Origin of the sequence: Paenibacillus sp. FSL P4-0081, from assembly GCF_000758565.1 — a bacterium.
GTDB classification, from domain to species: Bacteria; Bacillota; Bacilli; order Paenibacillales; family Paenibacillaceae; genus Paenibacillus_AQ; species Paenibacillus_AQ phytohabitans.
Genome location: NZ_CP009280.1, coordinates 3622169 through 3647817, shown reverse-complemented (window position 1 = coordinate 3647817; position 25649 = coordinate 3622169). Strand labels below are relative to the sequence as shown.

Annotated in this window: 25 protein-coding genes; 8 read left to right on the top strand and 17 right to left on the bottom strand. The window is 50.8% G+C overall.

The features are described from left to right. Positions 1-135: 135 nt before the first annotated feature. Positions 136-1380, top strand: a complete 1245-nt coding sequence (locus tag P40081_RS15480; RefSeq protein WP_042136659.1) for a peptidylprolyl isomerase — start codon at positions 136-138, stop codon at positions 1378-1380. 97 nt (positions 1381-1477) lie between these two features. On the opposite strand, the gene P40081_RS15475 is transcribed toward P40081_RS15480, so the two are convergent. Both P40081_RS15475 and P40081_RS15470 read right to left on the bottom strand, forming a co-directional pair. Continuing rightward, positions 1478-1672, bottom strand: coding sequence for a DUF2188 domain-containing protein (locus tag P40081_RS15475; RefSeq protein WP_039298089.1), 195 nt, complete (start codon positions 1670-1672; stop codon positions 1478-1480). 79 nt (positions 1673-1751) lie between these two features. Next, positions 1752-2351 carry a nitroreductase family protein gene (locus P40081_RS15470; RefSeq protein WP_042136658.1) on the bottom strand — a complete coding sequence of 200 codons (600 nt, stop codon included), beginning with the start codon at positions 2349-2351 and terminating at the stop codon, positions 1752-1754. Positions 2352-2664: 313 nt separating this feature from the next. Between P40081_RS15470 and P40081_RS15465 the strand changes: the two genes are divergently transcribed. Continuing rightward, positions 2665-4041: a metallophosphoesterase gene (locus P40081_RS15465; protein WP_052421843.1), complete on the top strand. Its 1377-nt coding sequence runs from the start codon at positions 2665-2667 to the stop codon at positions 4039-4041. 29 nt (positions 4042-4070) lie between these two features. After that, entirely contained in the window at positions 4071-4286 is a 216-nt protein-coding gene (locus P40081_RS15460; protein ID WP_042136656.1) for a helix-hairpin-helix domain-containing protein, read from the top strand. 337 nt (positions 4287-4623) lie between these two features. Here the strand turns inward: P40081_RS15460 and P40081_RS15455 are convergent, their stop codons facing one another. The 4 genes from P40081_RS15455 to P40081_RS15440 form a co-directional block, all read right to left on the bottom strand. Beyond that, entirely contained in the window at positions 4624-4998 is a 375-nt protein-coding gene (locus P40081_RS15455) for a hypothetical protein (protein WP_042136654.1), read from the bottom strand. 103 nt (positions 4999-5101) lie between these two features. After that, positions 5102-6031: a phosphotransferase gene (locus P40081_RS15450; RefSeq protein ID WP_042141113.1), complete on the bottom strand. Its 930-nt coding sequence runs from the start codon at positions 6029-6031 to the stop codon at positions 5102-5104. Positions 6032-6309: 278 nt separating this feature from the next. Further along, on the bottom strand, positions 6310-7524 hold the full coding sequence (locus P40081_RS15445) for a chromate transporter (RefSeq protein WP_042136652.1): 1215 nt from the start codon (positions 7522-7524) through the stop codon (positions 6310-6312). A 76-nt stretch (positions 7525-7600) separates the two neighbouring features. Continuing rightward, complete coding sequence (locus P40081_RS15440; RefSeq protein WP_042136651.1) at positions 7601-7945, bottom strand: winged helix-turn-helix transcriptional regulator; 345 nt, start codon at positions 7943-7945, stop codon at positions 7601-7603. Between the two features lie 136 nt (positions 7946-8081). On the opposite strand from P40081_RS15440, the gene P40081_RS15435 reads away from it, so the two are divergent. Then, positions 8082-8435 (top strand): DoxX family protein, encoded by a 354-nt coding sequence (locus P40081_RS15435; protein WP_042136649.1) that lies wholly within the window; start codon positions 8082-8084, stop codon positions 8433-8435. Between the two features lie 29 nt (positions 8436-8464). Here P40081_RS15435 and P40081_RS15430 read toward each other — a convergent pair whose 3' ends face one another. The 10 genes from P40081_RS15430 to P40081_RS15385 all read right to left on the bottom strand — a co-directional run bounded on the left by P40081_RS15430 (position 8465) and on the right by P40081_RS15385 (position 19966). Next, entirely contained in the window at positions 8465-8740 is a 276-nt protein-coding gene (locus P40081_RS15430; RefSeq protein WP_042136647.1) for a hypothetical protein, read from the bottom strand. Between the two features lie 126 nt (positions 8741-8866). After that, positions 8867-10375 (bottom strand): copper amine oxidase N-terminal domain-containing protein, encoded by a 1509-nt coding sequence (locus tag P40081_RS15425; protein ID WP_052421842.1) that lies wholly within the window; start codon positions 10373-10375, stop codon positions 8867-8869. A gap of 93 nt (positions 10376-10468) precedes the next feature. After that, on the bottom strand, positions 10469-11137 hold the full coding sequence (locus P40081_RS15420) for a TraX family protein (protein ID WP_042136646.1): 669 nt from the start codon (positions 11135-11137) through the stop codon (positions 10469-10471). 150 nt (positions 11138-11287) lie between these two features. After that, the gene (mmsB, locus tag P40081_RS15415) at positions 11288-12451 is read right to left on the bottom strand and encodes a multiple monosaccharide ABC transporter permease (RefSeq protein ID WP_042136644.1); all 1164 of its coding nucleotides are present in this window, start codon (positions 12449-12451) and stop codon (positions 11288-11290) included. 6 nt (positions 12452-12457) lie between these two features. Beyond that, a complete protein-coding gene (mmsA, locus tag P40081_RS15410) occupies positions 12458-13987 on the bottom strand; it encodes a multiple monosaccharide ABC transporter ATP-binding protein (protein WP_042136642.1) in 1530 nt (509 codons plus the stop codon). Between the two features lie 153 nt (positions 13988-14140). Continuing rightward, a complete protein-coding gene (chvE, locus tag P40081_RS15405; protein WP_042136640.1) occupies positions 14141-15229 on the bottom strand; it encodes a multiple monosaccharide ABC transporter substrate-binding protein in 1089 nt (362 codons plus the stop codon). A 201-nt stretch (positions 15230-15430) separates the two neighbouring features. Next, entirely contained in the window at positions 15431-15763 is a 333-nt protein-coding gene (locus tag P40081_RS15400) for a hypothetical protein (protein WP_042136638.1), read from the bottom strand. Between the two features lie 36 nt (positions 15764-15799). Next, entirely contained in the window at positions 15800-17035 is a 1236-nt protein-coding gene (locus tag P40081_RS15395; protein WP_042136637.1) for a response regulator, read from the bottom strand. A 21-nt stretch (positions 17036-17056) separates the two neighbouring features. Continuing rightward, positions 17057-18922, bottom strand: a complete 1866-nt coding sequence (locus tag P40081_RS15390) for a cache domain-containing sensor histidine kinase (protein ID WP_042136636.1) — start codon at positions 18920-18922, stop codon at positions 17057-17059. A 30-nt stretch (positions 18923-18952) separates the two neighbouring features. Then, the gene (locus tag P40081_RS15385) at positions 18953-19966 is read right to left on the bottom strand and encodes a substrate-binding domain-containing protein (protein WP_042136634.1); all 1014 of its coding nucleotides are present in this window, start codon (positions 19964-19966) and stop codon (positions 18953-18955) included. 268 nt (positions 19967-20234) lie between these two features. Between P40081_RS15385 and P40081_RS15380 the strand changes: the two genes are divergently transcribed. From P40081_RS15380 to P40081_RS15365, 4 genes are all read left to right on the top strand, one after another. Further along, positions 20235-20423, top strand: coding sequence for a hypothetical protein (locus P40081_RS15380; protein ID WP_042136633.1), 189 nt, complete (start codon positions 20235-20237; stop codon positions 20421-20423). Between the two features lie 125 nt (positions 20424-20548). Beyond that, complete coding sequence (locus P40081_RS15375; RefSeq protein ID WP_042136631.1) at positions 20549-21469, top strand: helix-turn-helix transcriptional regulator; 921 nt, start codon at positions 20549-20551, stop codon at positions 21467-21469. Beyond that, positions 21459-22451, top strand: a complete 993-nt coding sequence (locus P40081_RS15370; RefSeq protein WP_231575362.1) for a hypothetical protein — start codon at positions 21459-21461, stop codon at positions 22449-22451. The genes P40081_RS15375 and P40081_RS15370 overlap by 11 nt, the downstream gene beginning before the upstream one ends. Then, positions 22448-23434: a hypothetical protein gene (locus P40081_RS15365; RefSeq protein ID WP_042136628.1), complete on the top strand. Its 987-nt coding sequence runs from the start codon at positions 22448-22450 to the stop codon at positions 23432-23434. The genes P40081_RS15370 and P40081_RS15365 overlap by 4 nt, the downstream gene beginning before the upstream one ends. A 15-nt stretch (positions 23435-23449) precedes the next feature. Here the strand turns inward: P40081_RS15365 and P40081_RS15360 are convergent, their stop codons facing one another. Next, positions 23450-25261, bottom strand: coding sequence for an LTA synthase family protein (locus P40081_RS15360; RefSeq protein WP_042136626.1), 1812 nt, complete (start codon positions 25259-25261; stop codon positions 23450-23452). Positions 25262-25649 lie beyond the last annotated feature (388 nt).

The following is a 25649-nucleotide window of genomic DNA, read 5'->3' as shown; positions in this document are numbered from 1 at the left end:
CTTTTTCCTGTTTCTTAATGGAATATTAAAAAGTTATTATGCTTTTTTATACTTTCTTAAGGTTTGGAATTCTGTTTTCTGGTAAAGTTGTAGAAAGACAGGCACCACCTATATTGAAGGGAGTCATTAATTATAATGGACAAAAAAGATTTCAACGAAAATGGACAGCTTGAAAACGGCGGAACGCCGCCGGAAGAGAACGACACTTCTGTAGTTACCCCGGAAGATGGAATTGAACGTGCGGAGGCCGTATCTGAACCTCAGGCTGAAGTAATTATTCCGGCAGAACCTGTACAAGCTGCAACAGAAAGCTCCAGCAGCGTGCACTCTCCGAAAATTGAAGAAAGCGTTCCCGTGATGAACAAGGTAGGCGACGGTACTCCTCCTTCGAAGCCGGCAGCACCTGCAGGCGGCAAAGGCTGGATGATCGCCTCCATCATATTGGCAGCGGCATTAATTGTAGTCCTGATTGTGCAGCCTTTCAAGAAAGACGACAGCAAGATCGCTGTTGCTACCGTTAACGGAACGGATATCACGAAAGCACAGCTTTACGATAAATTGGTTGAAGCAGGCGGCGAATCCACGCTGCAGAACCTGATTACTACCACTCTCGTGGATCAGGAAGCGAAGAAAGCCAACATTACCGTAACCGATGAAGACATTAACCAGGAGATCGCAGATCTGACCACCCAGTTCGGCGGTGAGGAAGCCCTGAATTCTGCTCTGCAGCAGAGCTCCATGACTCTGGATGACCTGAAGAAGCAAATGCCTTTGCAGGTTGAGATCCGCAAGCTGGTTGAACCGAAGGTTACCATTACGGATGAGGACATCTCCAAATACTACGATGAGAACAAAGCTACCTTCAATCAGGAAGAAGAAGTTCGCGCTTCCCACATCCTCGTTGAAACCAAAGAAGAAGCTGATGCCATCGTCAAACAGCTGAAAGACGGAGCAGACTTCGCCATACTCGCTAAAGAGAAATCTGCAGATACCGGTTCCAAAGACAAAGGCGGAGACCTCGACTTCTTCAAACGTGCCGATATGGTTGCTGAATTCTCCGATGCGGCCTTCAACATGAAGGTTGGTGAAACCAGCGGTGCTGTGAAGACCGATTACGGTTACCACATTATCAAGGTTACTGACCGTAAAGAAGCACATGAATACACGCTTGCTGAGAAAAAAGAGGAAATCACCAAGACTCTGAAAGCGCAAAAAGTCTCGGAAATGTCTTCTACCTGGCTGGCTGATTTGACCAAGAATGCCACCATCACCAATACTTTGACCGATACTCCTGATGCATCCGCTACTCCGGCAGCATCTGCCGCACCAGATGCCAGTGCAGACCCTGCTGCTGCTGCAACAGAAGCTCCAGCCAAGTAATCTATTCATTCCTGCATAATACACACATACCTAAAGAGGACAGGCGGATTCCCGCCTGTCCTCTTTGCTTGTCCGGCCTTAGGCCCGGACGCAGCCGTCAATGATTCTTTTTACGGATCTGTTTGTCGTGATTCTCGCCCCACTCCTTGGCCTGTGCGGTTGCAATGGCAATCGCCCGCCCCTCCTCATAACCATCCTCAAGCAGCGCATTGGCAATTTCCACAGCCTTGTTGCGCACAGGTGCAGTGAAGTTCTTCAGAGAATCCGGATAGTCTCCTTTATTCCATGGCATAACAAAAACCTCCTTGATCTGACTATACTCATACTTAGCCGGATCAGGGAGGTTCTAAACCACTTATTGTAATGTTTCCTTATTTAATGACTTTCACACGCTCTTCAATCGGCTGGAATTCTTTCTCTCCCGGAGGGGTTACAATGGTACCGAACGGCAGCTGTGCAATCAGCTTCCACTCTGCCGGAATACCGAATGTTTCTTTGACTTCATCGTCAATCAGCGGATTGTAATGCTGAAGCGAAGCGCCCAGACCCTGTTCTGCGAATGCTGTCCACACTACGAACTGCAGAATTCCTGAGGACTGGTTGGCCCAGATCGGGAAATTCTCTGCATACAGCGCGAAGTTCTCCTGAAGATGCTTCACCACCGCCTGGTCTTCGAAGAAGAGCACGGAGCCGTAACCGGCTTTGAAAGAAGCTAATTTCTGGGCAGTGCCTTCGAATTGTTCAGTCGGAACGATTTTACGCAAGGTTTCTGCAGTGATATCCCACAGTTTATCATGTTGTTCACCCAGCAGGACCACGGCTCTGGAGCTCTGGGAGTTGAAGGAAGTCGGGCTATGTAATACTGCCTCTTCAACGATCTTCTGGATCTGTTCATCAGAGATTGGGGATTCTTTGCTGATTGCATATACGGAACGTCTGCCTTTTACCGCTTCGAAAAAGTTCTTAGACATAAAATAACTACCTCCATTTAATTAAGTAACTTACTTTTATAAATATTAACACTTTTCCTACCGGAATACAACTCTTATTCACAACTTTTCCCTGTCAGCTTACTTATGCTTATATATCAGCTCTTAGTGTCGCAGTATTCACAGTAATTATGCGCCTTCCACTATTTTCTATAAGCTGATCTTCACGTTTAGAAACATGGCACTAACTTTTCGTATATACAACCTGTCAATAAATACGCTACAATGATTCAGCAAAAGTGCAGAAAGAAGGTCATTTATGAGCTCCCCTCTTAAGGATGGAACTAAACGAACAATGAAATTCACATTATTAATACTGCTAAGTTCAGCCTTGATTCTAAGCGGCTGCAAAGACACAGCTTCGACATCATTAAATGCAGCGGCCGCGGTTACAGAACCTGAGACAGCTATAGATTCCACTGCGCCTGTGTCCTTCTGGGTCGCTACCGATACACATTATCTGGATAAGGCGCTTGAGGATGGCGGCCAAGCCTTCCAGACCTATGTCACGGGCGGAGACGGTAAGATGCTTCCCTACAGTGATGAATTAACTGAGGCTCTTGTCTATGATGTGGAACAAAAGAAGCCTGGATTCCTCATTCTCAGCGGCGATCTCACCAACAATGGTGAAGCAAGCAGCCATAAAGAGTTAGCCGCGAAGCTGCACCGGATTGAGGCAATGGGTACGAGCGTATATGTTATTCCCGGCAACCACGATATCAATAACCCTTGGGCCAGATCCTTTGACGGTGACAAGCAGGTAGTTGCAGATCATATTAATGTAGAGGATTTCCTCGCGACCTATGAGGACTTCGGTTACCATGAGGCGCTATCCCGGGATGCTGACAGCCTAAGCTATGTGGTTAAGGCCGCTCCAGGCCTCTGGCTTCTGATGATTGACAGCGCCCAGTATGCACATAATGAAGAATACAATTTCCCGCAGACAGACGGGCGGATCTTACCTTCAACCTTGTCCTGGATGGATGAGAATGTGAAGCTGGCCGCACAGGAGCATGCCTCGATCATTACCGTAATGCATCATAATCTGTTAAGCCACACCTCCATGGCGGTATCCGGCTTCAAGCTTAACAACAGCCAGGAAACCATGAAGACACTCCGCAAGGATGGCCTCAATCTGGTCTTATCCGGGCATATCCATATGCAGGATATCCGCCGGGACCCTGCCGAGGATTCTATTGATCCGGCCATGCCTGTATACGATATTGCTACAAGCGCAATGGCGGTTAATCCCCATCAGTACGGCGCGATGACGTTTGACCCGGTCTCCCGTGCTTTTACCTATAATACGGCCGCAGTCGACGTGGAGGGCTGGGCTCAAGCGAAGGATATTACCGATCCTCATCTGCTGAACTTCAAATCGTATGCTGAAGATACCTTTGCAGGTGAATCTTATGAGAAGGCAATGACCAGACTGAAGGATAGCACCTTTACAGAAGCTCAGAAGCAGTCAATGGCTGAGGTCATGTCCAAGCTGAACGTGAAATATTTCGCCGGCACCGCCGCTGACTCACTGGACGAGATCCAAGCCATGCCGGGGTACAAGCTGTGGGAGAGTATGGAGGGCGGATTCATGTCCGGGTATATCCGCAGTATGGCCGAACACTCCGGACAGAGCAATGTATCGCTGGAGATGGTTCTGACTACACAGTAAGCGACATTATTTAGAGAGGAGCATGCTTAGTGGCAGATACTCATGAATCCCCTCCAGGCAGCAGCCTGCCTGAGATAATCTCCAAGCCGGCGCACCGGGCGCTGGCCGGAGCCGGTATTGTAAACCTGGAGCAGCTAACCACAATTACAGAAGCAGAGCTGCTGAAGCTGCACGGTATGGGTCCTAAGGGCATCCGTATCCTCCGGCAGGCGCTTGCAGACAAAGGGCTTGATTTTGCCAAGTAAGCTGGTGTAGTGTGACGCTCAACGTGATACATCAAACAGCGGCAGCCATGGACGGGATGAAGTCCTGAGCTGCCGCTGTTATGTTGTACTGGCTTAGCTAGAGACATGAGCCAGCTTTAACTGTATTTTGTACAACTAAAGCTTGCCCACATGCCTCAGAAGGAGTTTTAATTGCACTCTGTACACTTATATAATTCTTTTTTGCCGAAGAAGAATATTTTGCTCAATTTTAATTGTACAGAATACAGTTATTCCTGCACATCCGGGTTTTCTCCGCCTTTTAATTGTACAGAATACAGTTATCTGCCATGCGCTCCGTACCGCCTGCTTGAATTCTTCATTTACTTATAAGCGCTGCCACAGAGAAAACCGCCAGAGAGAAAATCAGGCAGAGCGCTTCAATTTCTTGTGTAATATAATAGATGGCTCCGACAACCCCAAGCCCCGTTGCATTGGAGATAACAAGCCGCTTTACCAGCGATTCCCCGGCAAATCTGATGACTGCAAATTGAAAAATACTAAGCAGGATATGCAGAGGGTATAGAATTAAAAAGAACAGCACAAACACGACGAATCCGCCGGGGCCACTGATATATGTGGTCTCAGACACTAATGAATTATCGATGCCCGTGACCATTATGCCGTATAACACACTTAACACTGGCGAGATGAGGCAGATATTCATTAAAAGTTCTCTTTTAGCTTTGTCCATGTTCTAAACTCCTAACAGAAGTCTCTCATCCACATCGTGGAGAGAGACTTTCTTTCTGAAGTCCGCAGTATTATTTATTTCGCGGTTACATCTTTGATTCCCCTCAAGATTCTATAAACTGCAAAGCACGTCTGGTATGATAATCAGAGATTCCCTTTGCAGTCTGCTGATCCGGATAACCTCTCTGGACCAGCTTTAAGCCAGCCGAGATCAACGAAAGATGATGATGATATTGATAGAACAGCTTCCTGTTTACATCGAGATTATCATTCTTCAGATACCGGTAGAAATCACCAAAACGGAATTCCATAAAACTGTGCTCGTGCTCAATATCGTAGAATCCGGCTCCTTCAATATCAATCAAACAGGGTTCAAGCTGATCCGTAACCAGCACATGGTTAGGACCGAGCTCTCCATGGATATATCCATAACGGCTTCTGCGTTCTACTCTTGATTCAAGTTTGTACAGCATATCGAGCAGCTTACCCTGATTCCTGCGGATAACATCAATATATTCAGAGGCATATGACAACTGAATTATAGCATTTTGCAATTGGATAAGATGACATTGTCCCGAACTTCGCTCTGTTTGATCCGGCTTCCCGTAGATATCGCTTTCCCCCGTATGCATGCCCGTAATCATGTCTCCCAGGCGTTGGAAGATAGTATCCTTAACCCTGGAATCAGAATGATTGAAATAGGCCTCGGCAGCTTGCCCGGTTACATACTCAATAAGCGCATAATCAAAATCATAAGGATTCCTGTCCATATTCATATCATAGAGGGCAGGCGTCCGGATAGATTGTTCTAGTAAGTATCTGTTGTTTATCTCAAATTGTTCACTGCCGTAGGATTGCACATTCGTATTCTGATTCACAATTTCTTCCTGAAAATAATTCATCGTAATATCCCACACATACAGAACGCAGGAAAATCCATTAGTGCAGTCTATCTTATAGACCACCTTTTGCGCGCCTCCATGCAGCTTCGTAACCATTGCAACAGCATAACTTGTGCCAAAGACCTTCTCCACATACGCCTGTAAGGCAGCAGGATCGAGATGACAATAATTTTCCAAGGAACAACACTCCGCTTCTTCATTTATTGCCGGCTACCCCACTGTATTATATTTACCGGAAAAAATATAGACTGTTTCTTTCGTTTCTGTTATTATGTTGAATTAGGTCTTGAATAAAATCGGCATACAAAACAGTCTCTGGAATCATTCCAGAGACTGTTTTGTATTTGCTGTATTTTCCCGGATATAGCCCCTGTTCGGTTTGAGTGCTCATGTGCTAATCTCCCCGCTGACTAATATACTCCAAGTAACATTCCGCCCGCTGAACCAGCTACAACGACTACCCAAGGCGGAAGCTTCCAGAAAACCAGCATAATAAATAGAATGGCGGCCAGCGCGAAATCCATCGGCTCCACAATAGCAGAAGTCCACAGGGGATCATACAAGGCAGCAAGTAATAACCCAACAACAGCTGCATTAATTCCGGCCAGGGCTCCCTGAATTTTCAGGTTTTTTCTTAAGCTGTTCCAAAAAGGAAGTGCGCCGACTACGAGAAGAAAGGCCGGCAGGAAGATGGCGGACGTGGCAACGATTGCCCCGGTAACACCTCCGGTCAGGGCCCCAAGGTAACTTGCAAAAGTGAACAACGGACCCGGAACTGCTTGCGTGGCTCCGTACCCCGCCAGGAAATCTGCTTGGCTAACCCAGCCTGAAGGAACTACTTCTCTTTCCAGAAGCGGAAGCACAACATGTCCGCCGCCGAATACCAAAGAACCGGAACGATAAAAGCTGTCAAATATCGCCAACCCTCCGGTCTCTGCAGTTCCTCTTAATAAAGGGAGAGCTACTAAGAGACCAAAAAATAATAGTAAACAGAGAATAGCAAAGGTTCGGCTGATTGAAACGTGAAGGTTTGCTGTGCCTTCCGCAGTTTTTTTGCGATAAAGCCAAACCCCAACTATGCCAGCTGCAGCAATTGTAAGTACCTGGCTGTAGGCTGTCTGCCAGGACAATGTAACAGCTGCTCCAATAACAGCGATGGTTACTCTTTCCCGGTCAGGTGTCAGCTTTTGCCCCATTCCAAGAATAGCATGGGCAACAACCGCCACAGCAACGATCTTCAGTCCATGAATCCAGCCTGCACTGCCTATATCATATCCTTGAAGCAAAAAGGCAAAGGCAACCAGCGCAATGACAGAAGGTAAAGTAAAGCCTAGCCACGCAACAACCCCTCCCAGCAAACCTGCTCTTACAACACCGATACCGATACCAACCTGGCTGCTCGCCGGACCAGGGAGAAACTGGCAAAGAGCTACCAGATCAGCGTAGCTCCGTTCATCCATCCATTTCCGGCGGCGTATATACTCATTGTGAAAGTAACCCAGGTGAGCGATCGGTCCTCCAAACGAAGTAAGACCCAGTTTAGCAGATACAAGCAGTACTTCAAGAAGAGCCCCCGCTCTCCCCTTCTGAATATCTTCCGGTACCCTCTGCTCATCCGTCTGCATTTACATTGCCCCCTTGATTTTGAACTGCACAGCTAAACTTTACTGATTAGAGTATCCAGCATTTCCTTGCGTCCGCTTAACTCCCTGAACGGTCCACACCATACAGCTTCTTCATATGCTCAATATGAGAAACTCCCCAATCATTCAATACCTGCAGCACAGAACTTAATCCTTTCCCATATTCCGAGATTGAATATTCAACCTTTGGCGGGATCTGATTGTACACTTCACGGTGAACGATATCGTTATACTCAAGTTCTCTTAATTGCTGGGTGAGCATCTTCTTGTTAATATCCGGAATGGATTTCTGCAGTTCTCCGAATCGCATGGTGCCTTTGTTCATTAGCTGCAGCAGAATAACAGGCTTCCATTTCCCGATCAGAATGTCCAGTGCTGATTCAAACTTACAATACGATTCCATAGCCTCCAGCTCCTTATCCTGCGTATGGTTACTTATTCTTAACTATGTTTATTAAAAGTGCCTACTTTCGCGTATCGCTTCATTGGGGCTATTATACCAGTAACAGACAGCAAAAACGTATCAGGAGGAGTCATTTATGAATACTGCATTATGGATTGTACAGGGAATTGCAGCAGCAGGTTTTGTATATTCGGGCTGGCTTAAGGCCTTTCGGTACGGGCAGGCGAAAAAATCCTGGGGATGGGTATCGGATGTTCCCAAGGCATTAGTGGTCTTTATAGGGGTAGCCGAACTATTGGGCGCACTTGGATTGATACTTCCTTATGCGCTGAATATTGTACCTGTGTTAACGCCGGCTGCCGCAGCAGCCCTTGCAGTGACTGTCCTGTGCGGCGCCCTTTTTCATATCAGACGCAAGGAATACCGGGAGATCGGCGTGAACATCTTCTTTATCGTGTTGGCTCTAATTGTCGCGGCTGGACGGTTCTGAACGAGAAAGTCAAGATAGTCCTACTCAGCTTACAGATGATCCATCCAGATATTCCAGGACAGAAAAACGCAAACCGCCGCCATTACAAAAAAAACAGCAGAAACCCGGGTGTTTGAACGGAAATTAACGCCATAGGCTGTAAAAAAGATTGCTGCTGCTAATTTAGAGGTAAGCTGATAATAACCATTTTGCGGAAAAGAGGAGCTGCTGAATATAACGGCCGCAAGCAATGTGGTAATAATAAGAATCTTAAACCACAGTGGTTCTGTTAAGAATTGTTTGTAGATTAGAATGATCCGCTGCATGCTAGCCGCCCTTTCATTTATCTGAAATTTTATCCTTTTCTTTAATTTCACTATACCTGAATATAAAAAAAACCGGAACCACCTAATTTCTTAGGTGTTCCGGCTTCATGCTTACCTCTTTAAACCTTACGGACGGTCAATCCAGATATATCCGTCTTCATCCACTTCAACAGTAGCATGTAGACCTTGTGCCAGAACACGCAGCGGCACATAAGCATCTCCGTATTCATCCACGAATACAGGCTGTGGAAGCTTAACGGTAGCGCCGGCAATCTGTGCCTGTGCGGAGCCGATTTTGAATACCAGCAGATCGCCGTAGACATCATCGGTTACATTAATCGCGCGATTAGCCGCATCCCACTCAACAGAAGCATCCAGGTCCTCTGCAATATAGCGCAGCGGAACATAAGTGGTGCCGTTGTCCACGATAGGATAATAATAATCATCATCCGGTGCCATCATCAGGCTCTTGGACGTAATCCCCATATCATCCTTGAGCAGGTTGTAGACCGCAGAACCCTGTTCAAAGCTTCTCAGCGTCTCACCCGGAGTAAGCTGCGCTGAGGAGAAATCAATGCCGCCGGTTGTGCTGATCGGATCAGCAGTTACAGGACCATTCACGTTCCAGGTCTCCGAAACCAGCTTCACATTGATACTCTGCAGCGGCAGATCTTCACTGGCCGGAAGAGCAACCTTAAGATCAATGTTCTGCTTACGGACATGGAAGCCGCTGTCCACGAACAGGTCCACGGTCAGCTTCGTATCTTTGCCGAGAACAGTCTTCAGTTCAGGAGTGCTCTCATAGAGATTCTCGAGCTGCTTGTCGTAGACCAGCAGTAGAGCATCCACTGCCAGCTTGGCAGCATCATGCGCTACAGTAACTACGCCTTCTTTGTCATCCAGCGGAATCTCTCCAAAGCCGAGACTGTTCAGATCTTCACCTGAAGCCTCAAGTAGCGGATACAGATAATCATAGAGGCCGCTGATCAGGGCAGTGAAGCCTTCTGTGTCTTTGGAGATCGATCTCAGGAAGCTCTTCAGCAGCACCGGAAGCTCTTCACCCGTAATTTCGGTATGTAGCTTCGTCAAGCTCGTCTGCTGGCCATATACAGATTCCGATACTGAGGCAACCGTAATTGCTCCAGGATTCGGCAGATTCTTCACCACGAACTGGGAGATCAGCTTGGAAAGCTCCAGTGTCTTCGTCTGATCCAGACCTTCTATGCCGAGTGTGTCTTCATATCCCTGAATCGGGAAGTAGAACGGCTGCTTCGCACCTTCAGCGGTAAACACAATATTCGCCTGATCCATGAACAAGGAGAATGGAATTTTGGATTGCTTATACCCGACAATTCCCGATGCCGAGACATTGCCGTTGTCCTGCAGCTTCACACTTCCAAGCGTAAGGGATAATGAATTAATAAGATCAACAATCTCCTGATCCTCCGCACGGATGCCTACTGCCGGAACAGCGCTTAAGCTAAGCGTTGTGCTTGATTCTGAGGATTTCACATCTAGATCCCCAAGCAATGCCTTGTTGACATCAAATCCGCCGACGGTTTGGCAGCCTGCCAGGATCAGCAGCAGTGCAAGAAACGGCACCAGCCATTTAGTTCTTGCTTTCATTTTCTTCATAGCATGTCTCCTCTAGCTCATAATGTGGTAACGTATCCATCATCTCAAAGGAGGAAGGATTTGTAAATGTAGAGGTCAGATTCTATTCCCCCTTCATAGGGTAAATAAACTCCGCCACTCTATAGATACCCAATCTTGGAAAAAGAGAATCTTTACCAACGCAAGTACCGCTAAATGTCCCGGATAAAATGACCACCAGACCCAGCGCGGCAGCCGTTTCCGCTCCAGTAATATCCAGAAGCCCGGAGTCAGCGCAATGAGGATGGTAGGCACAATACTAGCCATCTGCACCAGCCAGTTATAATAGAACAAATAGAATAGGTTCAGCGCAAAATGTGCCAGCACAAGCCAATACGAGCGGGTATAACGGAAAATCAGAACCAGAAGCAGCCCGTACGCATTATAATCCAGCGGCAGAATATCCATGAGCAGCACCGCAAGGATAATTACCGGAATCCCGTACCACAGCTTCGGCAGCTTATCGAGCAGCGTCAGCACGGCAGCAGACAGCAGGAGGGTGAACACCACATTCCATCCGCCGGGGTCCAGCGCCAAATTGTACGGAATCTGGGCAAGCAGGGCGATCACCAGCAGCCGCCGCAGATAGCGGGGTCTCGATGAAGTATGTATATGCCCTTGCACCAGCGCGTAGCAGTAAATCGGAAAAGCAATTCTCCCCACTACCCTCCAGGCAAGCTCGCCCGGGAAAAAAATATAGCCGATGTGGTCGATCAGCATGGTCAGCATGGCAATAATCTGCATCTGTGGCCTCCTGTCACAGTTATGTATTAGTTTACGCCTTAGATGCTATTATCCATGGCCGGGCGGGATGCTGCAAGTGTTGCATGGGATCTTTATGTCAAAAAACCAGAATGCTCCCTGCCTGGGAGCAATTCTGGCGGTAATTCAAGCCTAAGCTGTCTTCGACTTATTATAAATATCAAAACCTACTGCCAGCAGCAGCACCAGACCTTTAATGCCCTGCTGCCAGTCTACGCCGAGGCCGACGAGCGACATCCCGTTATTCATAACCCCCATGACCAGACCGCCGATGATTGCGCCGACCACGGTCCCGATCCCGCCGGAAGCGGATGCTCCGCCGATGAAGCAGGCGGCGATGGCATCCAGCTCGAAGTTGGTGCCGGCTTTGGGTGTAGCCGAGTTGAGCCGTGCAGCGAACACGAGCCCGGACAATGCGGCAAGCACCCCCATGTTAACGAATACCCAGAAGGTGACACGTTTGGTTTTGACCCCGGAGAGGCTTGCCGCCTTCTCGTTGCCGCCAAGTGCGTAGATATGCCGGCCCATCGTCATGTGATTCATGACGAATGAATAAATCGCGATCAGCACCAGCAGAATGACGAGGATGTTCGGAATCCCGTTATATTGGGCAATGACATAAGTGAACAGGTTGATTACAATGACCAGTGCCGCCGCCTTGCCAACCGAAATCCACACCGGGGATTGTTCGAAGCCGTATTTAAGTGTGATTTGGCGGCTGCGGTATTCCTGATAGACAACCAGAACGGACAGGATGACTCCGATGACCAGGGTCAGCACATTCAGCGAACTGCCGCCGGCAATATCGGGGAGGAACCCCGAGCTGATCTTCTGAAAAGCCTTGGGAAACGGTGCAATGGATTGTCCATTAAGCACGATCATCGTTAGGCCCCGGAACAGCAGCATCCCTGCCAGGGTGACGATAAACGCGGGGATTTTGATATAAGCGACCCAGAAGCCCTGCCATGCACCGACCAGAGCGCCCATCAATAGCGAGAGAATCACAGCTAGCACAGGATTCATCTTCATATCGACCATCATAATGGCCGAAAGTGCGCCGATGAAGGCGGCCACCGAACCTACTGACAGATCAATGTGCCCGGTGATAATGACGAGTACCATCCCGATGGCGAGCACCAGAATGTAGCTGTTCTGCAGAATCAGATTGGTTACGTTCAGCGGCTTCAGCAGAATGCCGTCCGTCATAATTTGAAAGAAAATAGAAATAAAGATCAACGCAATAATCATGCCGTATTGGCGGATATTCTTTTTGAAAAGTTCAGTAATGGCTCCCATGCGGTGTTACCCCCTGCTTCGTGTCATAAATTTCATCAACAGCTCCTGCGATGCATCCTTCCGCTCCACTTCCCCGCTGATGCGCCCTTCGCACATCGTGTAGATCCGGTCACACATCCCGATAATTTCCGGCAGCTCGGACGAGATGACCAGCACGCCTTTACCTTCTGCCGCCAGACCGTTAATAATCGAGTAGATTTCGTATTTGGCGCCAACATCAATCCCGCGTGTAGGCTCATCCAGGATCAGAATATCCGGCTGGGCATAGATCCATTTGCTGAGCACCACCTTCTGTTGGTTGCCGCCGCTGAGATTGACGGTCTTTTGCAGAATGCTCGGCGTCTTGATGTTCAGCTTCTTGCGGTATTCCTCGGCGACCAGCACTTCCTCATTCTCATTGATCACCCCGCGGCGTGAGAGCTTCTTCAGATTGCTGAGTGAAATGTTACGTTTGATATCGTCAATCAGAATGAGGCCGTATTGCTTGCGGTCTTCAGTGACGTAGGCTAGCCCGCTTTCTATTGCCTGGGTAATATTGTTAAGGTGTACCTCTCTGCCGTGCATAAAGGTCTGTCCGCTGATCCGCTTGCCGTAAGACTTCCCGAACACGCTCATGGCCAGCTCCGTGCGTCCAGCGCCCATCAGCCCGGCAATGCCGACAACCTCGCCGCGCCGGATGTGCAGATTGATCTGATCCAGCATTTTGCGGTCCTGCTGGGTGGGATGATATACTTCCCAGTTACGGATCTCGAAGATGGTTTCCCCCAGCTCCGGCGTCCGCTCCGGATAACGGTTCGTCAGATCGCGCCCGACCATGCCCTTAATAATCACATCTTCAGTGACTGCATCGCGCTTCATATCCAGCGTCTTAATGGTCTGCCCATCCCGCAGAATCGTTACAGAATCCGCTATCTTCTCGATTTCGTTCAATTTGTGGGAAATGATAATCGAGGAAATCCCCCGCTTCTTCAGCTCCAGAATGAGCAGCAGCAGGTTCTCGCTATCATCCTCGTTCAGCGCCGCCGTCGGTTCGTCGAGAATGAGCAGCTTCACTTCCTTGGAGAGCGCCTTGGCGATCTCTACGAGCTGCTGCTTGCCGACGCCGATCGTTGATACTCCGGTAAACGGCGATTCCTTGAGACCGACGGTTGTAAGCAGCTCCTTGGTCTTCACCGTCGTTTCGTTCCAGTTGATCACCCCGCGCCGCGCTTGCTCATTGCCGAGGAAGATGTTCTCCGAAATCGACAAATACGGAATCAGCGCCAGCTCCTGGTGGATAATGACGATGCCCAGGCCCTCACTGTCCTTAATATCCTTGAACTGGCATACCTGCCCCTGATACAAAATATCCCCTTCGTAGGTGCCATGCGGATACACTCCGCTAAGCACCTTCATCAGCGTGGACTTGCCGGCCCCGTTCTCCCCGCAGAGGGCGTGGATCTCGCCTGCCTTAACCTGCAGATTGACATTCGCGAGCGCTTTAACGCCGGGAAATGTCTTCGTAATGCCTTTCATCTCCAAGATATATTCACTCAAGTGTCTCTCACCCAGCTTTCCTTGTGACTGTGCAGCGGCTGACGGCGGCTGCCCTGAATCCTGGCTGCCGCCGTCAGCCGCTAAATAACTGCCATATAAGCTGAACTTAAGAAGGATCTCTTCCTGCTTCTTAAGTTCACTCTGTGCAGCCGGTTACTCTCCCAGCTGATCTTTAGTATAGTAGCCGCCGTCTACCAGCACCTTGTCTGCGTTGCTTGCATCCACAGACACTGGCTCCAGCAGGTAGGACGGAACGATTTTGACACCATTGTCGTAGGTTGTGGTATCGTTGACTTCAGCTTCCGTACCCTTCAGCACGCTTTCGGTCATCTCCACCGCCTTCTTGGCCAGCTCACGGGTATCCTTGAATACCGTCTGCGTCTGTTCTCCGGCCAGAATGGATTTCACGGAAGCCAGCTCGGCATCCTGTCCGGTAACTACCGGAAGCTTCTTGTCTCCCGAGCCGTAGCCCACGCCCTTCAGGGAAGAGAGAATTCCGATGCTGATACCATCGTAAGGAGACAATACAGCGTCGAGATTATCGCTGGCATAGTTGGCGCTCAGCAGGTTATCCATCCGCGCCTGGGCAGCGGCACCGTCCCAGCGCAGCGTAGCGACCTGATCCATCGTAAGCTGCTTGCTGCGGACGACCAGCTTGCCGGAATCGATATACGGCTTCAGGATGGACATCGCCCCATCGAAGAAGAAGTAGGCATTGTTGTCATCCGGCGATCCGCCGAACAGCTCAATATTGAATGGGCCTTTGCCGTCTTTCAGGCCCAGCTTCTCTTCAATGTAGGAGCCTTGCAGCACGCCCACCTTGAAATTATCGAAGGTTGCATAGTAGTCTACATATTCACTTTTTTTGATCAGACGGTCATAAGCGATGACTTTGACATCCGCATCATGCGCCTTCTGCAGCACATCCGTCAGGGCCTCTCCGTCAATTGAAGCGATTACAATCGCATTCACACCTTTGGTGATCATATTCTCAATCTGGGATACCTGGTTCTCCACGACATCCTCGGCATACTGCAGATCGGTGCCGTAGCCCAGCTTCTCGAACTCCTTCACCATGTTGTTGCCGTCATTTACCCAGCGTTCCGAGGATTTCGTAGGCATTGCAATGCCTACTTTGCCTTTGGACGCATCTGTGCCGCTTGATGAATTCCCGTTGCTGCCGCATGCGGATAAGATAAGTACGAGTGTTAGTAGCAATGTGATCACTGAATATTTTTTCATTCCTGCACTACCCCCTGGACTATTCTGATGTCTTCCACGGGTGCTCCCGTGTGACATGTTGAGTATAGCAACGGAGGCCATGGGGCGTATTTACACTCAGACTACTGTTTTTATAAAAATCCAACTTTTGTAATCCGAGGGCACAACAAAAAACCGCATGCAGCCCGGAGGCGCACACGGTTAAGGGTTGAAGCAATAGAGTTATACGGGCTGATTCAAATCGCTTAATGCCTGCTTAATCTCTTCCAGCTCCTGCTTCAATTGGGTGAACAGAAGACGGTTACTCTCTGCAGTCTTGAGTTTGAAATTGGTCTTGCTCAAAAAGGCCATATAAACACCCGAAATTCTTCTGGTGATATTCTCCGCTTCCGCAGGCCCTGAGGACAGCCTGAAAAACTGATTCATCTGCTGTCTGGTCAGCTCGGTGAACGCAAATTTCTCCAGACACGACTCCAGAACTGCGATGCTGCCCAGTGCAGCTTGTCTATATTCTCCGGCTGTTCCGGCATTGCTCACAGCATTGACTTCTTCCAAGTTGCGCACCCCTTGCGGTATGTATATATGAATATCCTACTCTTTTCTGGGCCTGCCGTCACTCCCATTCTCAGGCTGCACCCCTTTGCGGAACTGCAGGGGCGACACTCCGGTCTGCCTCTTGAAAGCTGTGCTGAAATAATGCTGTGTCTCATACCCCGACTGCTCAGCCACCTCATGGATGCTCAGCTCTGTTGAATGCAGCAGCTGGGCGGCCCGGCGGATTCGTATTTGCGTCAAATACATGCCGAAGGATTCGCCCAGCTCCTGCTTGAACAGGCGGCTGAGATATACAGGTGACGCCAGAAGCTGGCCGGCCATCCCCTCCAGGGTAAGCCCGTATTCGCTGTAATGCTCCTGTATATACTGCTTCGCCCGGCGGACGAGCGGTGACAGCGGCTGCTCTTTGGCCAGCGCCACCCGGCAGCTCCGGTAGGCTGAAGCCAGCTCAGTAATCTCCCCCTGTACAAGCCTGGTGCCGACTTCAACAGCAATTTTGAGATTGCTTCGCACAGCACCTTCTACCCCGGCAAATACCTGCTCGCCTGCGTCATCCCACAGCAGTGCAACGACCAGTCCGGCGGTGTCCCGGAAGATCACCTTGATATACGGCTCCAGCAGCTCCGTGATGATATTCTCGATCGCAAACAGGAACAGCTGGCGTTCGTTCTCCTTCATCCCCGGATGCTGGCCCTCCCATCTCCAGCGGATAATGCCGATCCGCTCCGGCCGCTGCGGCGGCAGCTGCAGGAATTGCAGCTGCTCCCTGATCTCCGCCTGGCTCAGATTCCCGTCCAGCCATTCCTGACAGAAGCGCTCGCGCAGCAGCGGGAAATTCTTCTGCAGCTGCCGGGAGGCCTGCTGCAGATGCTGGCTCTGCTGCTTCTCCGATTCCAGCTCATCCCTGACACCCCGGAGCACCTGCATCAGCTGCTTCGGCTCGGCTGGCTTCAGAATGTAGTCATTCACCTGCAGACGTATCGACTCCTGGGCATATGAGAATTCATCATGGCCGGTGATGACAATGATTTTGCAGCCGGGCAGCTGTTCCCTCAGCCGCTTCATCAGCTCCATGCCATGCATAATCGGCATATTAAGATCCACCAGCGCAATATGAATGGAATGCTGCACCGCCAGCTCCAGCGCCTCTTCCCCGTCCTCTGCCTCAGCAACCACAGTCATACCCAGACTGTCCCAGTCCACACATTGCCGGATGCCTTCGCGGATGATCCCCTCATCATCGGCAATCATTACTTTCCATATGTCCAGCATGTTCGGATATCCTCCTCTTCCTTAATCCTTCGCAGGATAATTGTCACGGACCACCGGATGCCGGACAGTTACGACCGTGCCGCTTCCGGGTTCACTCTCAAGTGTAATTCCATACGGCTTCCCGTAGGTCAGTCTAATCCGTGCCTGCACGTTCAGAATTCCGTAGCCGCTTCCCGCGCTGTCCGGCAGCGGCGCTTCTGTCTCCATATGCCCGCTGTCCTGTGTTCCTACAGCCTCAAGCCGCTGCTTCAGCAGACTCAGCCGCTGCGGAGTGATCCCTGCACCGTCATCACGAACTGTAAGGTATAGCTCATTCTCCCTTTCCACGACCTCAATAGATAGATGTCCGGGACCGCGGCGTTCCTTAATGCCGTGATAAATCGCATTCTCCACCATCGGCTGCAGCAGCAGCTTAAGCACATACAGCTCCTGAAGCTGCGGCTCCACTTCGATGGAATACGTCAGCTTGCTGCTGTAGCGGACATGCTGGATCTTCAGATAGCTGACGATATGCTCCAGCTCATCGGAGAGCGGGATCATATCGCTCCCTTTGCTTAAGCCCAGCCGGAACAGCTTGGACAGGGACTGCACCACCTCGGCAATATCCTCCGCCCCCTTGCTGCGGGCCATCCAGTGGATCGTATCCAGCGTATTGTAGAGAAAATGCGGTTTGATATGCGCCTGCAGACTGCGCAGCTCCGCTTCCCTCTTTTGCCGCGCCTGCAGTTCTGTCAGGGACAAGAGCCGGCCAATCTGGGCCAGCATGGTATTGAAGCTGCGCCCGAGCAGTCCGATCTCATCAGAACGGTTCCCCCAGTAGCGGATCGTCAGATCGCCCGACTGCGCCTTGCTCATGAAGGAAGCCAGTTGTCCGATCGGACGTGAAATGGAATATGCGAGATAGAAGGAAGCCGTCATCCCCAGCATACAGACTACAAACACAAAGGTTACGACATTGAAGGTAATCTCGCGTACCCCAAAGGCTGACTCATCCATCGGAAATACGCCCATCGTTGTCCAGCCTGTAAAGGGAGAGGTCCGGTAGATCAGCTGCAAATGGCGGCCGTCCACGATTTCCGAGGTGATGCCCGAAGACTCGGTGAACAGGCCTGCCGGAATCTTTTGCATAAAAGGGTGCTGCGGCGCGTAGATCATCTCCCCGTTGTCGTCCACCACCGTCAGGTAGCCTGTCTTGCCCAGTGTGACATCTCTGGCTGTCTCGGCAATGACCCGCAGCTTCAGGTCGACCAGCACCACTCCCTGCACAACCTGCGTTTCAGGATCAACAATTGCCCTTACGGCAGAGACCACCTCGCTCTCCTTATAATCCACATGGGACATTACAGCGCGGCCGTAAGGATGCCCGACAATCTTGAAGATCCCCTTGTTCTCCGCTGCCTGCTTGTACCAGGCCTCCTCCGTCAGCCGGGTACCGGAACGGGTATACATCTCATTGCTGATGAAATCGCCTTCACTATTGACCAGCATTATCCCGGCAATCTCGGAGCTGAGTGTAGTGAAGCCCTGCAGAAACTTGCGGATGTTATATTCCGTCGACTCCCCGTTGCCCTCAGTACTGCCTCGCTGCCCGTTACCCGTCACATTCCCCTTCAGAAATTTCTGCACACCGGGGTCAAACGAAATCAGATAGGTGATCTTCTGCAGATTCTCTACATCGCTCTCTATGGCCGTATTCACTTTGCCGATCAGCTGCACCGTGTTCTCGTTGCTCTGTTCCTCCACGATCCGGTCAACCGTCCAGCCAATCAGCAGCCCCAGCCCGATGGAGGGCAGAATGCTGATCAGCAAAAAATGAATAATCAGCTTGTAGCGGATAGGCATATTATTCAGCTTCAGCTTCTCCATGTTCAGGCTGCCCTTGCGCATCACATGCTCCCCCTCTGCCGCAGCAGCAGCCTACTTGGCATAATAGTTATCCACGTTCACCCGTGTGACCACGTCTATCCCTGTATCGACCGTATCCGGCACGGGCACGGGCTTATTGTTCGCATACGCTTCAGGGTCCGCTTCCAGATCACGATGCAGATGAAACAGCTCTGTCAGCGACCAGTAGCCCATATTCCAGGTCCCCTGCGCCATGGTTGCCGCAATCTTGCCTTCCTTCACCAGATCGAGCGTGCCCTTATCGGTATCGAAGCTGATAATCTGCGGTGCAAGGCCGCTGCCTAGAGCAGCATCCACCGCCTCTGCCACACCGATCCCGCCATTGGATTCCGTGGCAAAAATCCCGGCCAGCTGCGGGTACCCGGCCAGCAGCTGCTCGGCAGCTTCCCGCGAGGCCACCTGGTCTCCCCGGCCATCTTTGACGGCTACAAGCGTCATCTCCGGATACTCGTTTCGGATAGTATCCCGGAAGCCATCGGTCCGCTCTTGATGATTATGCTGATCCGGTGTGGTGATGATGGCCACTTCGCCTTTGCTGCCGGTCAGCTCAGCCATCTTATGTGCGGCCTGGGTCCCGGCATTGTAATTATCCGTTCCCAGGAAGGAATAAGCCTTGCTGTCCGGCGCTCCCGAATCAAATAATACCACCGGAATGCCGGCCTCCACCGCCTTGTTGATGGTCGCCGTGAGCAGCTTGGAATTCACCGCCGAAATCGCAATCCCTGCCGGCTTCTTGGCGATGGTCTGCTCCAGCACGGTCATCTGTTCATTGGCATTATGCTGGGTCGAGCCGTGGTATTCCACGGACACATTAAGCTCCTCTGCCGCATCCTCGAAGCCCTTCAGCACGCTTTTCCAGTAGTCGATGCCGATCTGGAACGTGACCATCACATATTTATCTTCAATATTCCCGCGCAGTCCGGCTGTCTCCCACGGGTCCGCCGAATCCCCCTGCTGCTTGTAATTCAGCACATAGATCAGGAAGATACCGATTAGCAGTACATAGACTAGCCAGAGCTTTTTCACATATGTAACCCCTTTCAAAAAAAGAAGTAAAGGACATCGTCCGCTTGCCCTGACCGATGTCCAGTCTAGTCTAAAGGCTTAGCAGGCTTTCCGTCAATTACGATCCGCTTGTTTGATCTGCTTCGGCTGGAGCATCAGTTTGAGCATCGGTTAGGCGGTCCGGAAGCCTTGCTCTTAGAATTATGAATCTGATGCGACATTTTATGTCGTACCAGCTGTTTTATACTGGAACAGTAACATTCAAATTGCTGAAATGAGGACAACACAAATGGTAAAAACAAAGCGCGGACGGGTACTCTGGACCCTGCCCTCCCATGGCCGCGGCACCTGCCCGGTCTGCGGAACAACCAGAATTAAGCTGCTCTACACAAAAGTAAAGTCTGATGGGGGAACCCTGAAGGTCTGCAAGCGCTGTGACAAGGCGCCACAAGCCAAAGTAGATGCCGTAGCCAAGTAAACACAACCCGGATGTCCGCCCGGCTTCATGCTTCATGCATGGATGTCCGGGCGGCATCTTTGCCTTGTTGCGGTGGAAGTTCAGCAGACGCTATACTGAAATCTGACAGAAAGGAGCGGAGCCGCATGAGCCATATTCACCGTATTCAGTGGTTTGACCAGCAAATCAGAAATGCCTGTTATCCGAACAGCAATATTCTTGCGGAGCAATTCGAAATCTCCAGGCGCCAGGCGCAGCGGGATATTGAATATATGGCGGAATCTTTGCGGGCTCCGCTCCGGTACGTGGCCAGCCAGCGCGGGTATATGTACGAGGATAACAGCTTTGTGCTGCCTCATCTCTACATCACAGACGAAGAGCAGCAGGTACTGAAATATCTGGCTTACCGGTACAGCCATTATGATTATGAGAACGGCCAGACTATCCGGAGAGTCGGTGGCCTGCTGGAACGGTTCACAGACCAGCCCCTGCAGGCTGGAGAATACAGGCTGCCTCTGTTTGAAGTAAATGCCCGGCGTCTGCAGGTTATCGGGCTCCTGGAACAAGCCATTCAGGCCCGTAATGTAATTCACATCCTCTGCCGGAAACAGCCGGACAAACCGCAGGAGCTATATCTCTGTCCCCTGAAACTGAGCCGCCGTCTGGATGAAGATTATGTGCTTGCTGCCATAGAGGGGAATTCCCGGACAGAGTTTTTTAACTTGACTGAAATCCTGCAGCTGAAGCTGACGGACAGATATTTCGCAGCGGACGATGAATTCTCAGCCGCTCCGCCGGAACAGAATAGACAGCTGAAGCCGTTCACAGCCAGAATCCGGCTAAGCGGGATGCCTGCAGATTCCTCATGGGGAGGGTATACGATCCGGTCCGCTGATGGAGAAGTCTATGAAATTGAATTTTTTGATACGGAGGCCTTTGTGGGGCAGCTGTTCAGCTCGGAATGGACTGAAATTCTGTCCCCCAAATGGCTGAAAGAGAAAGTAAGGATCAGATGCCAGAACGTACTGAATCTGCTGAATGAACAGGAGGGCCGGAGTGCTCATTAACGGAATACAAATGAAGCGCGAATCCAAATCTTTTACCGATGCCCTCTATGCCGTTCTCACTGCCGCCGGGTTATTCCATGGACCCACATTCATGCTCTCCGGGCTCAGCGGTATGGCCTTCAAATTCTCTGTACATGAGAAGCTCTTCCCCTTCTCCGTTACTGCTTATGGACAGTGGGGCAAAGAGCATGGACCTGCCATCGATAACCTCGGCATCCTTACCGGACATAGCGGAGGCAGAACAAGACATGATTCGTTCGCCGTATATCAGCAGGCCGCCATTGAAGATGTGAAGCATAGTCTGGACCGCGGACTCGCCTGTGTCTACTGGATACCGGAGTTCGGTGTTATTCACGGCTATGATGAGGACGACCGGGTGTTCTATGTGCAGGATGGATCGTCCATCGAGACCCGTTATGTGCTCTATGATAATTTCGGCCTCAACATTACCCCGTTCTGGTATTGCCAGTATATCGGAGATAAGGTGGATATTCCGCTGCGTGACGCAGTACTGGAATCACTGAGGCTCGCCCTTGAGGATTGGGAGACTCCGTACAAAACACTCCCCGATCCAAGCATTGCATCAGGCAGACTGGCTTACAGCTTCCTGATCCGGGCTCTTCAGCAGGGAGAGTTCGACAGCAGCGGGGCCGTCTATATTCTCGAATCTTACCTGACGGCGCGCTCAGAGATCACGAGTTATCTGCAGGAGGTTGAGTCCGTATTGCCGGGCCTGAATGAGGTACACAGTATTTATGCTGAGCTGGAAGAGATGGTGCGCGGGCAGTTGAAGGTTGCACTTCCGTTGACTAACAGCAACCGGGCGCTGGTACACCAGCAGCTTCCCTCACTCTGTACCACCCTGCAGCAGGCGTTTGAGCTGGAGGAACGCGCGATGCAGCAGCTTAGAATTATCTCCGGGCGGTATCCGGACCGGAAACGTTCAATTATTCCAAGATGGGGGGCGCATACGGCCAGATGATGAACAGAACAGAATTGGATTCAGTACCGGCGGCCGTGCATCCTCCGCAATTGTCTCATTCTTATGTAGATGCCATGTACCAGGTTCTGTCGGCTAACGGCTGGTTCACAATGCCCAAATATATGTTATCCGGAATGACTGCCTCCTGTTTCCGTCTGTCCGTGCATAGGCAGCTTCACCGTGACTCACCTACGGCTTATAACTGGATGGCTGAGCACACGGTGGCAGCAGATTTAATCGGCATTGTTACTGCACAAGCGGCAGGGTTTCATTTCACCCCTACGTTTCCGCTCTATCAGAGACAGGCTATCCTGGCAATCCGCAAATCGCTTGAGCAAGGCACAGGCGTCATCTGCTGGAAAGATAACTTTGTGGTGATAACCCGCTCCGATGATCAGAAGCAGGTATTCTGCTACAACGAAATATCTTCAAGAGCAGAGCTGGAGCTGCCTTATGAGCAGCTGGGAAGAAATGCGGGCCCTTATTGGCACTGTCAGATCATCGAAGGACAGATCCGGAAGGACATACGGCAGGTGATCAGAGAATCCTTCATTCAGGCTGTATACAAGGCAGAGGTACACGATCCGATGCTGCCGGAATCGCAGTATGCCTGCGGACTGCAGGCTTATGATGCCATGCTGGATGCCTTGACAGGCAGATCATATGATGCTGCCGGTGCATATGAAACCTTGGTGTTCTATGCTGCCAGTAAGAAGGACGCGTCCAGCTACACCAGAGCAGCCTGCGAATATTGGCCTGAGCTCGAGTCCACCGCCAGCCATTATGAGCATCTCTCCGCTGTCTACGGTGAAATCACAGCTCTATTAAGCCCGAACGCGTCACTTGCTCCAACTCTACGGCAACAAAGGCTGCTTCCTCTCGTCAGAGAGGCTAAGCATACCGAGACCGAAGCGATCCAGTCTATCCGCCTGCTGCTGCGCGAGCCGATCGAGAACCGCTTCCATGATGTGGGGCTGCGCTGATTATAGCCAATCCGGTTAGAACATTAAGCCCTCGGCATACTTCTCCCCTTCCAGCAGGTCATACTCGATCAGGCGATAGTCATCCAGCAGCTCCTGCTGCCCGGGTGTCAATTCACTCAGGATTCCGCTGCTGCCGGTCCCGACCAGCACATTCTTGCTGAGACCGGGGATTTCTTCCTGCACCTGCTTCAGCAGCTTGTAATAGGCAGGCAGCGGCTGGCCGGATAGTCTAAAGACGGTCGGGCCAAGGAAGGCCGGACTAAGTGTGCCCAGCGGCTCATTACCGATCTCATAGTTAGCCAGAATCAGCAGCTGTGTCTCGTGCTTCAGCCTAGGCTCCTGATCCCAGCCAGCCTCTGTATAGATCCCGGCGGTCAGCGCCGGCAGATGGTCACCCCAGAATACAGCAATGGTCGGACGTTCAATCGTCAGCAGCTCCTGCTGCAGATAAGCCAGTGCCTCGTCAGTCAGCTTCGTATCCTGCACATAGGTTTCCATCTCGTCCTTCTGTCCCGGCTGTCCGCCTTCTACGGTAATCGTATTCGGTCCATTCAGACCTTTGGTGAACGGGAAATGATTCTGCATCGTCACCAGATGCAGGAAGGCCGGCCCGGACGCCGACTTAAGCTCGCGGACAGCCTCCTGTACAGCAGCCTTGTCGGAGATATAGCCATCCGGGGTGAGGCGGTTAGCCTCCGGCAGATCCTTTTCACTGATGAAGCTGTCAAAACCAAGTACCGGATAGACACGGTTGCGGTTATAGAAGGTCTCATCGAACGGATGCAGCGCCAGTGCCTGATAGCCCCGCGATTTCAGAATACTGACGATCGACGGCAGTGAGGACATTTTGACAATGCGCTGTTGATAGGGAATGGTTCCGTCTCCAAGGAAATACATCGACAGCCCGGTCAGGGCCTCGAATTCAACATTGGCCGTATTGCCGCCGAATTCCGGTGACAGCAAATAACCAGATGGAGTCTCCCCCGCCGCCGCATGAATGAATTTCAGCGGATCTTCGCTTAAGGCATACCCCGGCAGACGCGTAGGATCAAAGAAAGCCTCATCCATCATAAACAGCATATTCGGCTGTTCCTCAGGACTGGCTGCCGCCGGTTCATCCGGCAATGCCGAATACTTGGCTGACACCGCTTCAACCGCTTCACGGCTGTACCCTTCGGGCTTCTCCAGCAGGCTCTGGCGCAAATTCCCGGCAAAAGCAAATATGAATCCGTTCTGCGTATAGTTCACCTTCTGGTTCCAGAAGATGTTCTGGTAGTTCATAGCCGTAACAACAGATGAATGGCCCGAGACAAGCACAAGAAAACCTGCGCTCAGCGCCACAGAGATCCCGCCCAGGCTTAAGCGCAAAGGCAGGTTGATTCTGTTCCTGGGCAGCTTGCGGATCATGTACGCCAGACCAACAGCCACTAATATTGCGGCTATTACCGCCAGCGGTGAGATCATTCCTTTGGTAATCTTGCTCATTTCACCGGCATTTTTGACCAGCATGAGATCCCATGGAAAAAGAGGTTCGCCCCTCGTAACAAGCTTCTGATAATCGGCAATACCCAGCAGCAGACATAGTACACTGACAACCGCTGGCCCCGCATATGTATTAGGCAAGATCACTGAACTTAAGAGCAGGATGAAGAAAATGAACAGGCTTCCTGCACCATACAGCCATGGGTACCTGCCGATCCACTGCAGTGCCCCCGTCAAATTCATACTAAAGGAAGCCGCCTGCAGGAAATAATTCAGCACAAATCCCCCGGCCAGCAGGACTAACAGCAAATAAGAGAAACGTTTGGAAGGCAATAACCGCGACAAATGGATTCACTCCTAACTGGATTAAAGGAGTAGTATACGCCTTTTAGCTTAAAGCCGCCTTAAAATTCAGTATCCAAAAGAAGTACATCTTCGTATTATGCACCTCACAGCCTCTTCTATAATCCCCTGATGCGAGATTATCAGCATGGTATTTCACGCAAAAAAGAGCAGCGAACTTCGCTGCTCTTCATTCTGCTATCTCTACAACTATATAAACTGAAAAAAAGAATAAACAATAAGCAAAAGGACCGGAGGGGAAATTTGGAACTGTAGGAGCGGTAGCGTCCGCCTTTGTCACCGGATTTCAACCGCGGGCAGCGGTATATATCAAGAAATCTGGGGACAACAGCGGCCGGAAGTCCAAATCTTCACCGCAGTGACGCCGAAG